The 13,562-nt window shown below is 66.2% G+C and carries 17 protein-coding genes; 9 read left to right on the top strand and 8 right to left on the bottom strand.

The features are described 5' to 3' along the window. Positions 1 to 6 precede the first annotated feature (6 nt). The 6 genes from FHU31_RS07030 to FHU31_RS07005 all read left to right on the top strand — a co-directional run bounded on the left by FHU31_RS07030 (position 7) and on the right by FHU31_RS07005 (position 4,308). On the top strand, positions 7 to 1,020 hold the full coding sequence (locus tag FHU31_RS07030; protein WP_167156960.1) for an EamA family transporter: 1,014 nt from the start codon (positions 7 to 9) through the stop codon (positions 1,018 to 1,020). A gap of 15 nt (positions 1,021 to 1,035) precedes the next feature. After that, the gene (locus tag FHU31_RS07025) at positions 1,036 to 1,713 is read left to right on the top strand and encodes a cutinase family protein (protein ID WP_208410532.1); all 678 of its coding nucleotides are present in this window, start codon (positions 1,036 to 1,038) and stop codon (positions 1,711 to 1,713) included. Positions 1,714 to 1,737: 24 nt separating this feature from the next. Continuing rightward, positions 1,738 to 2,400 (top strand): cutinase family protein, encoded by a 663-nt coding sequence (locus FHU31_RS07020; RefSeq protein ID WP_167156957.1) that lies wholly within the window; start codon positions 1,738 to 1,740, stop codon positions 2,398 to 2,400. A 119-nt stretch (positions 2,401 to 2,519) separates the two neighbouring features. Continuing rightward, positions 2,520 to 2,777 (top strand): hypothetical protein, encoded by a 258-nt coding sequence (locus FHU31_RS07015; protein WP_167156955.1) that lies wholly within the window; start codon positions 2,520 to 2,522, stop codon positions 2,775 to 2,777. A 104-nt stretch (positions 2,778 to 2,881) separates the two neighbouring features. Further along, positions 2,882 to 3,538, top strand: a complete 657-nt coding sequence (locus tag FHU31_RS07010; protein WP_167160727.1) for a cutinase family protein — start codon at positions 2,882 to 2,884, stop codon at positions 3,536 to 3,538. Positions 3,539 to 3,639: 101 nt separating this feature from the next. Beyond that, a complete protein-coding gene (locus FHU31_RS07005) occupies positions 3,640 to 4,308 on the top strand; it encodes a cutinase family protein (RefSeq protein WP_167156953.1) in 669 nt (222 codons plus the stop codon). 9 nt (positions 4,309 to 4,317) lie between these two features. Here FHU31_RS07005 and truA read toward each other — a convergent pair whose 3' ends face one another. The 8 genes from truA to infA form a co-directional block, all read right to left on the bottom strand. Then, entirely contained in the window at positions 4,318 to 5,325 is a 1,008-nt protein-coding gene (truA, locus tag FHU31_RS07000) for a tRNA pseudouridine(38-40) synthase TruA (RefSeq protein ID WP_208410157.1), read from the bottom strand. Continuing rightward, on the bottom strand, positions 5,312 to 5,914 hold the full coding sequence (rplQ, locus tag FHU31_RS06995; RefSeq protein ID WP_167156949.1) for a 50S ribosomal protein L17: 603 nt from the start codon (positions 5,912 to 5,914) through the stop codon (positions 5,312 to 5,314). Before rplQ ends, truA begins: the two co-directional genes overlap by 14 nt. Before the next feature lie 59 nt (positions 5,915 to 5,973). Beyond that, positions 5,974 to 7,026, bottom strand: coding sequence for a DNA-directed RNA polymerase subunit alpha (locus FHU31_RS06990; protein ID WP_090359763.1), 1,053 nt, complete (start codon positions 7,024 to 7,026; stop codon positions 5,974 to 5,976). 106 nt (positions 7,027 to 7,132) lie between these two features. After that, entirely contained in the window at positions 7,133 to 7,738 is a 606-nt protein-coding gene (rpsD, locus tag FHU31_RS06985) for a 30S ribosomal protein S4 (RefSeq protein WP_167156946.1), read from the bottom strand. 17 nt (positions 7,739 to 7,755) lie between these two features. Beyond that, the gene (gene rpsK, locus FHU31_RS06980; protein ID WP_078020665.1) at positions 7,756 to 8,169 is read right to left on the bottom strand and encodes a 30S ribosomal protein S11; all 414 of its coding nucleotides are present in this window, start codon (positions 8,167 to 8,169) and stop codon (positions 7,756 to 7,758) included. Between the two features lie 6 nt (positions 8,170 to 8,175). Next, positions 8,176 to 8,550, bottom strand: a complete 375-nt coding sequence (gene rpsM, locus FHU31_RS06975; protein WP_090359768.1) for a 30S ribosomal protein S13 — start codon at positions 8,548 to 8,550, stop codon at positions 8,176 to 8,178. 173 nt (positions 8,551 to 8,723) lie between these two features. After that, positions 8,724 to 8,837 carry a 50S ribosomal protein L36 gene (gene rpmJ / locus FHU31_RS06970; protein ID WP_003879483.1) on the bottom strand — a complete coding sequence of 38 codons (114 nt, stop codon included), beginning with the start codon at positions 8,835 to 8,837 and terminating at the stop codon, positions 8,724 to 8,726. 81 nt (positions 8,838 to 8,918) lie between these two features. After that, positions 8,919 to 9,140: a translation initiation factor IF-1 gene (gene infA, locus FHU31_RS06965; protein WP_003418601.1), complete on the bottom strand. Its 222-nt coding sequence runs from the start codon at positions 9,138 to 9,140 to the stop codon at positions 8,919 to 8,921. A gap of 275 nt (positions 9,141 to 9,415) precedes the next feature. On the opposite strand from infA, the gene FHU31_RS06960 reads away from it, so the two are divergent. Genes FHU31_RS06960 through FHU31_RS06950 form a run of 3 tightly spaced genes read left to right on the top strand, consistent with a single transcriptional unit; the run spans position 9,416 to position 13,553 of the window. Next, on the top strand, positions 9,416 to 11,107 hold the full coding sequence (locus FHU31_RS06960) for an NAD(P)/FAD-dependent oxidoreductase (RefSeq protein ID WP_167156944.1): 1,692 nt from the start codon (positions 9,416 to 9,418) through the stop codon (positions 11,105 to 11,107). 41 nt (positions 11,108 to 11,148) lie between these two features. After that, on the top strand, positions 11,149 to 12,615 hold the full coding sequence (locus tag FHU31_RS06955) for an ATP-binding protein (protein ID WP_090360470.1): 1,467 nt from the start codon (positions 11,149 to 11,151) through the stop codon (positions 12,613 to 12,615). Positions 12,616 to 12,674: 59 nt separating this feature from the next. Then, positions 12,675 to 13,553, top strand: coding sequence for an LLM class F420-dependent oxidoreductase (locus tag FHU31_RS06950; RefSeq protein ID WP_167156942.1), 879 nt, complete (start codon positions 12,675 to 12,677; stop codon positions 13,551 to 13,553). Positions 13,554 to 13,562 lie beyond the last annotated feature (9 nt).

Raw genomic sequence — 13,562 nt, 5'->3', positions numbered from 1 at the left:
TTTCCGATGAGCGCGACGGACACGCGTGCCGATACCGGCCACTTCCGGCTCGGCATGTTGTTCGCCGTGGCATCCGCCTTCACCTTCGGCATGTCCGGCCCGCTGGCCAAGGCGCTGATGGAAGCCGGCTGGTCCCCCACCGCCGCGGTCACCGCGCGACTGGCCGGCGGCGCGCTCGCCATGGCCGCATTTGCCGGCTTCATCAAGCCGGACTGGATCCACGAAGCACTGGCGCACCGCAAGACCGTCATCGCCTACGGCCTGATCCCCATCGCTGGCGCACAACTGTGCTACTACAACGCTGTCGCCCATCTGTCCGTCGGCGTGGCGCTGCTGCTCGAGTACACCGCGCCGATCCTCGTCGTCGGCTGGCTGTGGGCGACCACCAAACGGGCACCCGGCAGGCTGACGCTCGCCGGTGTGGCGCTGGCCATCGCCGGGATCATGTTGGTGCTCGATGTGTTTGCCGGAGCGCGCATCAACTCGGTGGGCGTCAGCTGGGGTCTGGCCGCCGCGGTGTGTGCCGCCTGCTATTTCATGATGTCCGACGCCGCCACCGCCGACGGTGACGGGCTGCATCCCATCACCCTGGCCGCCGGCGGCTTGGTGGTCGGCGCCGTCACCGTGGCCGCAATCGGGGCCTCCGGTGTGATGCCGCTGACATTCAGCACCCACCACACCGTCGTCGCCGGGCTCACGCTGCCCTGGTACATCCCGGTGATCGCGCTGGCGCTCATCCCGACGGCGATCGCCTACACGCTGGGCATTTTCGGGGTGGCCCGGTTGCGCCCCCGCTTCGCATCCCTCGTCGGCCTGGCCGAAGTGCTCTTCGCGGTCCTGATCGCGTGGGCATTCCTCGGCGAGGCCATCACCGCCACCCAGGCGCTCGGGGGTGCGGTGGTACTGCTCGGACTGACCCTGGCCCGCCTCGGCGACCGGGCCGACGCCGTGCTGGAGGCGGGCTGGCCCGACGTCCCGCCGGCTCAGCCACACGCCGAACCGGCGATTGGCAGCAACTAGCCTGCAAGTGTGAAGATGCTGTCCGTGAAGTTGCTCAGGATGTCAGCCCGGACCGCAGCCGTCGGTTCCGCCATCGTGTCGGCCCTCGCTTTCCTGGCCGGACCGGCACCGCTGGCGACCGCGGAGCCGTGCTCGGATGTCGAGCTCATCTTCGGCCGCGGGACGAGCGAGGATCCGGGAATCGGTCGCGTCGGCCAAGCCCTCGCCGACGCCCTCACACCCCAGCTCGGTGGCCGCACCCTGAGCACCTACGGGATCAACTATCCGGCGACTTACGATTTTCTGGCCGCTGCCGATGGCGCGTACGACGCGACGGCCAGGATCAACGCCCTGGCGGCACAGTGCCCGTCGACGAAGGTCGTGCTGGGCGGTTATTCGCAGGGTGCGGCGATCGTCGACATGCTGATCGGCGTCCCACCCGTCGGCGACAAGATCGGCGAGTTCGGATCGGCACCGCCGCTGCCGGGCAGCCTGGCGGGCAAGGTCGCCGCCGTCGCGGTGTTCGGGAACCCGGGCGCGAAATTCAGCCATCCAGCCAACACCGCGCCGTCGCCCTACGGCGGCCGCGCCATCGACCTGTGCGCCGACGGTGATCCGATCTGCTCGCGCGGTCGAAACCCGTTCGCCCACACCCACTACGAGAGCTCGGAATTCATCCCCCAGGCTGCAGGTTTCGTCGCCGCGCTTGTTTAGCTGTGCTCGGCGTTAGAATGTGGCGTGACTTCTGATCTTGTTCGCCGCATCGGACTGGCCACCTCTGCCGCGCTGGTGACCGCAGCCGCGGCGATCATCTCCCCCGCATCGGTGGGCAGCCTGGCTTCGGCACACGCCGACGGGTGTCCCGATATCGAGGTGGTGTTCGCTCGCGGCACGAACGAAGATCCCGGTCTGGGCCGGATCGGCAACGCGTTCGTCAGCTCCCTGCGCAGCAAGGTCGGCGGGCGTTCGGTGGGGACGTACGCGGTCGGTTACCCGGCCAGCTACGACTTTCTGGCAGCCGCCAACGGCGCAAACGACGCCAGCGGCCACGTCCAGTGGATGATGGAAAACTGCCCCAACACGCGACTGGTGCTGGGTGGCTATTCCCAGGGCGCCGCGGTGATCGACGTCATCAGTGCCGTGCCGTTCCCCGCGGTCGGGTTCAACGCTCCCCTGCCGCCCAACGCACCGGATCATGTGGCAGCCATCGCCGTGTTCGGCAACCCCTCGGCCAAGATTGGCCTGCCGATGACGTCCAGCCCGGTCTGGGGCGCGCGGTCGATCGACCTGTGCAACGGCGGCGACCCGATCTGCGGCCCCGGCGAGGACGTCGAGGCGCACCGCGCCTACACCGGCGGCCCCACCAACCAGGCTGCGGGCTTCGTCGCCGGCCTACTCTAAACACCCGCCAACATCACACTATTTGGCTCAGCGCGACGGGAATCAGCCGAGTGCACGGGCTGTTGATCTTGTTGAAGTGATCGTTATTACTGACAAGATTGATGGGGGTTCGTTCGATCATGAACGCGCACAAGATTTCCCTGAGTAACGTCCGGGTCCGGGTCGCCGCCGCGGTGGGTGGCCTGGCGTGCCTCGGCGCACTGGCCACCGGAGCGCTGCTGCAACAGTCGAACGTGGCCGTTGCCGACGGCGAGATGCAGTTGGGTACCACCGTGACCCCGACCGCCCCGGCAAACGCGCCAGCCATCGCCAAGGCTGAGCCCGCGATCAAGGGACCGGCCCCGCTGCCCACCGAGGAGCAGGGTCTGCCCGGCTGACCTGTCAGCACCTGAACACGGGCAGGACCAGCCATTACCGGAGTGCAGCTAGTATTTGCTGGGTGCACACCTTACTGAAGTCTGTACGGCGCTGCGCCGCCGCCATGGTGGCGGCGGCGAGTGCCGTCGGCGGGCTGATGCTGATTTCCGCAACAGCGCCGTCGACGACACTGGCCACCGCGAACGCAGATCCGTGCCCGCCGGTGGAAGTCATCTTCGCCCGGGGTCGCAACGAGGCGCCCGGCCCCGGTCGGCTCGGACAGGCGTTCATCGACGCCTTGCGGGCCCGAGTGCCCAAAGACATCGCCGTGTACGGCGTGAACTACCCCGCCGACACCCAGATCGCCGCAGGCGCCAACGACACCAGCCGGCGTATCCAGTACATGGCAGATGCCTGCCCCGACACTCGCCTGGTCGTCGGCGGCTACTCGCTGGGTGCCGTATCGGCGACCGTGGCACTGTCGGCCACCGAGAATGGATTCGGTTTCAAGAACCCGCTACCGCCCGGCGTCGACAGCCATATCGCGGCGGTCGTACTCTTCGGGAATTTCAGTCACCGCGCGGGCGCGGGCAATATCGCTCCGGTATACCGGGACAGGACATTTGACGCGTGCAACGGCACCGATCCGATCTGCAGTGACGGATTCCCGCAGACGCTCGGCGAAATGCAGCGCGACTGGCCCAACCATTTGCAGGACGGCTATATCGGTTCGGGCCTGGTGGATCAGGCTGCCGATTTCGCCGCGGCGCGGGTGCAGTAATTCATCTCCGACAGGTCACGGCTCGAATCCATTTCGGGAACATCAAGATTCGATAAACGCCTACGTCAATTCGCGTGGCTAGACTCGAGCCGGTGATCTTGATGTCGAGAGGTCGACTTCGGTGGTATGCCGCAATTCTGGCCGTGGTCGGTGGGGTACTGACAGTGACGGCACCTGTCGGCGTTCTCCCGTCCGCGTCCGCCGCCGGCTGTCCGGACGCTGAACTGATCTTCGCCCGCGGCCGGATGGAACCGCCCGGTGCGGGGCAGATCGGCAATGCACTGGCGACCGCGCTGCGGCAGAAGACCAAGAAGAACATCTCGCTGTACTCGGTGAACTACCCGGCCGACACCCAGATCGATCTGGGCGCCAACGATATGAGCCGGCGTATTCAGGCGACCATGGCCAACTGCCCCAAGACGCCAATTGTGCTGGGCGGCTATTCACTCGGCGCCGCGGCCACCGATGTGGTGCTGGCTATGCCGTTTCCAGTGCTCGGATTCAAACTGCCACTACCGGCGACAGCGGATCCGCATATCGCCGCGGTCGCGTTGTTCGGCAACGGGATCCAATGGGTCGCACCGATCACACAGTTCAATCCCGCTTTCCAGAGCCGGACCATCGAGCTGTGCCATGGCAACGACCCGATCTGCAATCCGACGGATATGGAGAACTGGCAGGCCTATTGGCCCGAGCACCTCGCGCCCGGCTATATCAAAGCCGGCATGGTGAACCAGGCAGCCGATTTCGTCGCCAAGAAGCTGAGATAAGCACCGCGACTACGGTTCTTGGCGGCTAATCGGCTGTTCCTCAGCAGAACCCGTCGTCTCGGCGGCCCCGGGCCGGGTTCGCAGATCCCGGGTGATGAGGATGCGCGCCTCCAGCTGATCGTCGGGTGGGTAGTCGACGCCGACAAGTGACAATCCGCGCGCAGGAGCCACGGCGAACGCGCTGGAACGTGCCGAAGCGTCCAACAGGCCCGCGCACCAGGCGGCATCCCGGCGGCCCTCCCCGACCGCGAGCAGTGCCCCCACCAACGACCGAACCATCGACCAGCAGAACGCATCCGCGGTGACGTACGCGGTGACGGCGTCGCCCTCGGCATGCCAGTCGAATCGCTGAAGGTCACGAATGGTGGTGGCACCGTCGCGGTGCCGGCAGAATGCGGCGAAATCGTGCAAACCCACCAGCACGCGGGACGCCTCGGCCATGGCCGGGACATCGAGCTTGCGCGGCCACGGGGTGATGAACCGGGCCTGTTGCGGGATCACGCCGAATACGGCGGTGCTGAGCCGGTATTCGTAATGCCGTCGCAACGCGGAGAACCGGGCGTCGAATCCCGTTGGAGCCCGGACGATGTCGAGTACCCGCACATCCTCGGGCAGGAACCGGCACAGCCGGCGCACCAGCGGCTGGAACTCGGGGTCCTGCGGCCGCGGGGTACGTGGATAGGCGTGACCGAGCGCTTCAGCGGGGACGTCCACATGCGCCACCTGCCCGGTGGCGTGCACTCCGCTGTCGGTGCGGCCCGCGGCGTACAACACCAGCGGAGTGCGGAACACCGTCGCCAACGCGTCCTCGAGCACACCGGCGACGGTGCGGTGCCCGGACTGAGTGGCCCAGCCGGAGAAGTCCGTTCCGTCGTAAGCGATCTGGAGACGCAGCCGCACCGGGGCGAGCGAAGCGACGGGAGAACGATCCTGGGCGAGCGGAGCGACGGGAGAACGAACAAGCCCGCCATCGGATTCGATGGCGGGCTCGTTCGGCACTTCGTTACTTGGCTTCATCCTCGGAGCCGGCGGTGTCCTCAGCCGGTGCCGCGTCCTCGACGACGTCGTCGGCAGCCTCAGCGGTCTGGGCATCGGCGATCGCCTCATCGGCGACCTCAGCCTCGACCACCGGGGTCTCCTCGGCCACGGGGGCCTCGGCGGCCGCCGCCTTCTGAGCGGCGTCGGCACCCGACTCGATGTCGCCGCCGGCGCGGCTCCGGCGAGCACGGTTGGCCTCAGAGGTCACCGTCTTCTCCCGCACCAGTTCGATGACCGCCATGGGCGCGTTGTCGCCCTTACGGTTCTCGACCTTGATGATGCGGGTGTAGCCGCCCTCGCGGTCCGCGAAGAAGGGTCCGATCTCGGCGAACAGGGTGTGCACCACATCCTTGTCGCGGATCTTCTTGAGCACCTCACGCCGGTTGTGCAGCGAGCCCTTCTTGGCGTGGGTGATCAGCTTCTCGGCGTACGGACGCAATGCCCGTGCCTTCGGCTCGGTGGTCTTGATGCGGCCGTGCTCGAACAGCGACGTGGCCAGGTTGGCCAGGATCGCCGCCTGGTGCGAGGACGACCCGCCGAGACGAGCACCCTTGGTGGGCTTGGGCATGGCGACTATCTCCTAAATGGGGCCGGCCCCCGTATCAGGTAGGACCGGGACGGAATTGCTTAGAGTTGTTCGGTTTCGGCGAAGTCCTGGTCGGTATCCAGGTCGTAGCCGGCGTCACCGGTCCAGGTGCCGGTGGCCACGTCGTAGCCGGCGACCTCGGACGGATCGAAGGTGGCCGGGCTGTCCTTGAGCGAGAGACCCAGCTGATGCAGCTTGATCTTGACCTCGTCGATGGACTTCTGGCCGAAGTTACGGATGTCGAGCAGATCGCTCTCGGTACGAGACACCAGCTCGCCGACGGTGTGCACACCCTCACGCTTGAGGCAGTTGTACGAGCGCACCGTCAGGTCGAGGTCGTCGATCGGCAGCGCGAAGCTGGCGATGTGATCGGCCTCGGCCGGCGACGGGCCGATCTCGATGCCCTCGGCCTCGACGTTCAGCTCGCGAGCCAGACCGAACAGCTCGACCAGGGTCTTACCGGCCGAGGCCAGCGCGTCCCGCGGGGTGATCGAGTTCTTGGTCTCGACGTCGAGGATGAGCTTGTCGAAGTCGGTGCGCTGCTCGACACGGGTGGCCTCGACCTTGTAGGTCACCTTGAGCACGGGTGAGTAGATCGAATCCACCGGGATCCGGCCGATCTCGGCACCGGAAGCCTTGTTCTGCACGGCCGGCACGTAGCCACGTCCCCGCTCGACGACGAGCTCGACCTCGAGCTTGCCCTTCTCGTTGAGGGTGGCGATGTGCATTTCGGGGTTGTGCACCGTCACACCGGCCGGCGGCACGATATCGCCGGCGGTGACCGCACCGGGGCCCTGCTTGCGCAGGTACATGGTGACCGGCTCGTCCTCCTCAGAGGAGACGACCAGGCCCTTGAGGTTCAGGATGATGTCGGTGACGTCTTCCTTCACCCCGGGAACGGTGGTGAACTCGTGCAGCACACCGTCGATGCGGATGCTGGTGACCGCCGCGCCCGGGATGGACGACAGCAGCGTGCGCCGCAGCGAGTTCCCGAGGGTGTAACCGAAGCCGGGCTCCAGGGGTTCGATGGTGAACCGGGACCGGTTTTCGGCCAGCACGTCCTCGGACAGTGTGGGTCGCTGAGAAATCAGCATGGTGTTCTCTATCTCCTTCTCGGCACCCGCTATTTGATGCCGTTATGGGGTATCCGCCGCCGGTTGGACGGCAGATGCTCTTGCGGCCTACGGCCGCGAAAGCCGATTACTTCGAGTAGAACTCGACGATGAGCTGTTCGGTGAGCGGCACCTGGATCTGCGCCCGCTCGGGCAGCTGGTGCACCAGCACGCGCTGCCGTTCGCCGACGACCTGCAGCCAACCCGGGATCGGACGCTCGCCGGCGGTGGCCCGCGAGAGCTCGAACGGCAGGGTGTTCAGCGACTTGTCGCGAATGTCGATGATGTCGTACTGCGACACCCGGTAGCTCGGGATGTTGACCTTCACACCGTTGACGGTGAAGTGGCCGTGGCTGACCAGCTGGCGAGCCATCCGGCGGGTGCGGGCGAGCCCGGCCCGGTAGATGACGTTGTCCAGACGGCTTTCCAGGATCTGCAGCAGGTTCTCGCCGGTCTTGCCAGACTTGCGGTTGGCCTCTTCGTAGTACTTGCGGAACTGCTTCTCCATGACGCCGTAGGTGAAGCGAGCCTTCTGCTTCTCCTGCAGCTGGGTGCGGTATTCGCTCTCCTTGATCCGCGCGCGGCCGTGCTGGCCGGGCGGGTAGGGGCGCTTCTCGAACGACTGATCGCCGCCGACGAGGTCGACGCCGAGGCGACGCGACTTGCGGGTCGCGGGGCCGGTATAACGAGCCATTGTCTAAATCCTCTTCCCTAGACCCGGCGCCGCTTGGGCGGACGGCAGCCGTTGTGCGGCTGCGGTGTGACGTCAGAGATCGCGCCGACCTCCAGGCCTGCGGCCTGCAGAGAACGGATCGCGGTTTCGCGGCCCGAACCCGGGCCCTTCACGAACACGTCGACCTTCTTCACGCCGTGCTCCTGCGCCTTGCGGGCGGCGTTCTCGGCGGCCAGCTGCGCGGCGAACGGCGTCGACTTGCGCGAACCCTTGAAGCCGACGTGGCCCGAGGATGCCCAGGCGATGACGTTGCCCTGCGGATCGGTGATCGAGACGATAGTGTTGTTGAACGTGCTCTTGATGTGCGCGGCGCCGTGCGGGATGTTCTTCTTTTCCCGGCGGCGGGTCTTGGCGGCACCCTTCTTGGGCGCGCCCTTCTTGGCTTGTGCCATCTCGGATTACCTGGCCTTCTTCTTGCCGGCGATGGTGCGCTTGGGACCCTTGCGGGTACGCGCATTGGTCTTGGTCCGCTGACCACGCACCGGCAGGCCGCGACGGTGGCGCAGGCCCTGGTAGCAGCCGATCTCGATCTTGCGGCGGATGTCTGCCTGAACCTCGCGGCGCAGGTCACCCTCCACCTTCAGGTTGGCTTCGATGAATTCGCGGAGCGTGCTGACCTGATCGTCGGTCAGGTCCTTGCTGCGCTGGTTCCGGTCGATACCGGTGGCGTCCAGGATCTCCTGGGAGCGGGTACGGCCGATGCCGTAGATATAGGTCAGCGCGATCTCCATGCGTTTGTCGCGCGGGAGGTCAACGCCCATGAGACGTGCCATCAGGCAGTGTTTCCTTCTAGGTTGCGGAGGTCTGTTCCCAGTCCGTTCCCCTCACGGGGTCCGGCCTCCGTGCCGGACGTGTATGAGTGGCCCATCTCTTCAGATGCCAGCCACTCAGTGGTACTGGGAGGTCTGCATTCAGTTGTGGGTGGAACTGCTCGACAGGCTGTTGACTAGCCCTGCCGCTGCTTGTGCCGCGGATCAGAGCAGATCACCATGACCCGCCCATGCCGGCGGATCACCCTGCACTTGTCGCAGATCGGCTTGACGCTCGGGTTCACCTTCACGGCTTCGCGATCCTTCTTGGTTGTGCGGTGACGCGCGCTGACGCGTCACACATCTACTGGTAGTTGCGTTTCGAGGGCGAGTTACTTGTACCGGTACACAATGCGGCCCCGGGACAGGTCGTATGGAGAGAGCTCCACCACGACGCGGTCCTCGGGCAGGATGCGGATGTAGTGCTGCCGCATCTTGCCGCTGATGTGGGCCAGGACCTTGTGTCCGTTCTCCAACTCAATGCGGAACATCGCATTGGGCAGGGGTTCGACCACGCGACCCTCGACCTCGATGGCACCGTCTTTCTTGGCCATACTGTCTAGCGATCCTTGCTTTAGTTTCGTATCGTGCGCCCGCTGTTGCAGTCGGTGCACCCATCGTTCCGACTACAAAACGTGAGCTCGATCGGTAGAACGGTAGAGTTCCAAAGACAGGGCACGAGAAGAGTCGGCGCGGAAGCCGCACCGTTGGTCCACAATACCCTCTGCTGGGGCATGCACCCAAATCGCTGCCCGCGCACCCCGCCGGCGGTCATGTGCGGAGGTCAGCGCCAAAATTACTGGACGGCGGGCGCATAATTGAGAACGATATGACTGGACCCGCGCCCCAGCCCCGCAAACCCGTAATTCTCAGCGTCGACGACGACCCTGCCGTGTCCCGTGCCGTGGCCCGCGATCTGCGCCGCCACTACGGCGAGCGGTACCGCATCGTCCGTGCCGAATCCGGCCCGGACGCCCTGGAAACGCTGCACGAACTCAAGCTACGCGGCGACGCCGTCGCGGTGTTCGTCGCCGACTACCGGATGCCGCAGATGAGCGGTATCGAGTTCCTCGAATCCGCGATGGACCTCTACCCGATGGCCCGGCGGGTCCTGCTGACCGCCTACGCCGACACCACCGCCGCGATCGACGCCATCAACGTCGTCGACCTGGACCATTACCTGCTCAAGCCGTGGGATCCACCCGAGGAGAAGCTGTACCCGGTGATCGACGGGCTCCTGGAGGCCTGGCACGCCGTCGGCGACCGCGCCATCCCGTACACCAAGGTGATCGGCCACCAGTGGAATCCGCGGTCCTGGGAGGTGCGTCAGTTCCTGGCCCGCAACGCGTACCCGTTCAAAGCCTTCACGGCCGAGGAGCCCAAGGGCAAACAGCTGCTCGACGCCGCCGGCCTGGACGGCAGGCAGCTTCCGGTGGTCATCACCGAGGAAGGCACCCCGCTCGTCGAGCCGACCGACTCCGAACTGGCCGACCTGCTGGGCTTGTCCACCAACCCGTCACTGAAGATGTACGACCTGGCGGTCATCGGCGGCGGACCCGCCGGCCTGGCGGCCGCGGTCTACGGCGCCTCCGAGGGGCTCAACACCGTGCTCATCGAACGAGCGACCACCGGCGGCCAGGCAGGTCGCAGTTCCCGCATCGAGAACTATCTCGGATTCGAGAACGGTGTCTCCGGAATCGAGCTCACCACCACGGCGCGGCGCCAGGCCGAACGGTTCGGCGCCGAGGTGATCACCACCCGCAAGGCGGTCAAGTTGCAGGCCGGCGAGGTCGGCACCGCCCGCACGATCTCGTTCGAGGACCACAGCACCATCGGCGCCCGCGCCGTCATCCTCGCCACCGGCGTGGAATACCGCGAACTCTCGGTGACCGGCTGTTCGGCCTCCGACGACGCCAATCTCATCGGCAAGGGCGTCTACTACGGCGCCTCGGTGTCGGATGCCTCGGAGTGCGCCGGTGAGGACGTGTACATCGTCGGCGGCGCCAACTCGGCCGGTCAGGCCGCGATGTTCATGTCCAAGCAGGCCAACTCGGTGACGCTGCTGGTGCGTGGGCCGTCGCTGGAAGCGTCGATGTCCTACTACCTGATCCAGCAGATCGAGCAGACCCCCAACATCAGCGTCCGGACCTGCACCGAGGTGGTCGGCACCACCAGCCGGGACGACCATCTGGTCGGGCTGACGCTGGAGGACCGACGCACCGGCGAACGCGACGAGGTGCCCTCCACCCGGCTGTGCTGCTTCATCGGCGCGACGCCGCGCACCAAGTGGCTCGACGGCGTCGTGGCCCGTGACGACCACGGTTTCATCTTGACCGGACCTGATCTCCGCGACGTCGTCGGCTGGACCTTGGATCGTCCGCCACACCATTTGGAAACAAGTGTGCCCGGTGTGTTTGTTGCAGGGGATGTACGTGCCGAATCCGCCAAGCGGGTGGCGGCCGCCGTCGGCGAAGGGTCGATGGCGGTGATGCTCGTGCACCGCTACCTGGCAGAAGCGTGATGGCCGGCACCCCCCGGCGTGGCATAGAGGAGCAGATGACCATGGGTGAAACCTGTGTGCGCGACGAACTGCGGACACTGTTCCTGTTCGAGCACCTGTCCGACGAACAGTTGGACACGTTGTGCCAGGCCGGCACCATCGAGACGTTCCCGGCGGGCCCGATCGTCACCGAAGGCGAACAGGCCAGCTGTTTCTATGTGCTGATCGACGGTGAGCTGATCATGTCGAAACGCTCCGGCGGTGTCGACATCCAGACCAACCGCACCTCGCAGCGCGGTGTGTACTTCGGCGCCTGGTCGGCCTACATACCCGGCGAGGAGCACGTCTATCAGGCTTCGGTCCGTCTGGTCGAGCCGTCCCGGGTATTCGTGCTGGACGCGAACGCGTTCGCGGCCTTCATGCGGGCCCAGTTCCCGATGGCCGTGCATCTGCTCGAGGGCCACCTCGTCGGCGGCCGCCGGCAGAGCCAGATCATCGGCCAGCGCGAGAAGCTGCTGGCATTGGGCACCATCACCGCCGGCCTGACCCATCAGCTGAACAACCCGGCCGCCGCGACCGCCCGCGCGGTGGCCGATCTGCGTGAGGGTGTCGGCAAGATGCGGCACAAGCTGGCCATGCTGGCCGACGGCAAGTTCTCCCCCGAGGCGCTGCGGATGCTGGTGACCATCCAGGACGAGGTCGCCGAGCAGGTCGCCAAGAACAAGGGCCTGGAGCTCACCGCGCTGGAGACCTCCGATCGCGAGGATCAGATCGGTGAATGGCTGGAAGACCGCGATATCGTCGGCGCCTGGGACTACGCCCCCACCTTCGTCGAGGCGGGCCTGGACATCGACTGGCTGGAGCGGATCTCGGCGTTCTGTGAGGACGCGGATGTCACCGCCTCGCTGCAAGGCGCCCTGGGGTGGTTGAAGTACACCATCGACACCGAACTGCGGATGAACGAGATCGCCGAGGCCAGCCGGCGCATCTCGGCGCTGCTCGCCGGCGCCAAGCAGTACTCGCAGATGGACCGAGGCTCCTACCAGCGCGCCGATGTGCATGAGCTGCTGCGCAGCACCATCATGATGTTCGGCGACAAGATCGGCCATCAGGGCAAACCGATCACCCTGGTCAAGGACCTGGACAAGTCGCTACCCGAACTGCAGTGCTACCCGGGCGACCTCAACCAGGTCTGGACCAACATCATCGACAACGCCTTGCAGGCCATGGACGGACACGGCACGCTGACGCTGCGCACCGCCCGGGAAAGCGACCAGATGATCCGCGTCGAGATCTGCGACGACGGCCCCGGCATTCCCGAGGACATCATCGGCCGCATCTTCACCCCGTTCTTCACCACCAAGCCGTTCGGCGAGGGCACCGGGCTGGGCCTGGATCTCGCCTGGCGGATCGTCGTGGAGAAGCACGCCGGCGATATGCGGGTGGTATCCGAACCGGGCAACACCCGGTTCATCGTGTGCCTGCCGCTGGTGGCGCCCCGACCCGCCGAGGCCGATCCCGCCGAATAGTTTCCGTCATGCGGATCGAATCGGAATATCGTCGCAAGCCCGACGGGTTGACTTGATCCATGACCCAGACCACACCCTCTTCGCGCGAGCGCTCCCCGAAGCCAGACCTCGGCTCATTCGGCGTCTTCGGTCACTACACCCAGTGGCAGCAGTTCTCCCCCGCTCAACTGCAAGAGATCGAAGCGCTCGGATACGGCGCCATCTGGGCCGGCGGATCGCCACCCGCGGAGTTGGACTGGGTCGAGCCGCTGCTGGCGAGCACCACCAACCTTCAGGTGGCCACCGGCATCGTGAACATCTGGACGGCCGAGGCGGGCCCGACGGCACAGTCGTTCCATCGCATCGACGAGGCCTACCCCGGACGCTTCCTGCTCGGCATCGGCGTCGGTCACCGCGAGGCGATCACCGAGTACAAGAAGCCTCTCGACGCCCTCAGCGACTACCTGGACAAGCTCGACGAACACGGAGTCCCCAAAGACCGCCGCGTGGTGGCCGCGCTCGGTCCGAAAGTCCTGCAGCTCTCCGCGGAGCGGTCCGCGGGCGCGCATCCGTACCTGACCACCCCGGAGCACACCGCGCAAGCGCGCGCACTGCTGGGCACCGAAGCGTTCATCGCCCCCGAGCACAAGGCGGTGCTGACCACCGACGCGGAGCAGGCCCGCGCCGTCGGCCGCAAGGCCCTGGAGATCTACCTCAATCTGGACAACTACCTCAACAGCTGGAAGCGGTTGGGGTTCAGCGATTCCGACGTGGCCAAGCCGGGCAGTGATCGCCTCGTGGACGCGGTGGTCGCCCATGGAACCGTCGACGCGGTCGCCGCGCGCCTGCGTGAGCACCTCGATGCCGGCGCCGACCATGTCCCGGTCCAGGTGCTGACCACACCGGACAAGTTGGTGGCCGCATTGACCGAACTCGCCGGGCCACTGGGCCTGCGGTAATCGAAGGGA

Origin of the sequence: Mycolicibacterium fluoranthenivorans (assembly GCF_011758805.1) — a bacterium.
GTDB classification, from domain to species: domain Bacteria; phylum Actinomycetota; class Actinomycetes; order Mycobacteriales; family Mycobacteriaceae; genus Mycobacterium; species Mycobacterium fluoranthenivorans.
Note: the sequence above shows the minus strand (reverse complement) of the source record. Positions and strands in the feature narration are given on the sequence as shown.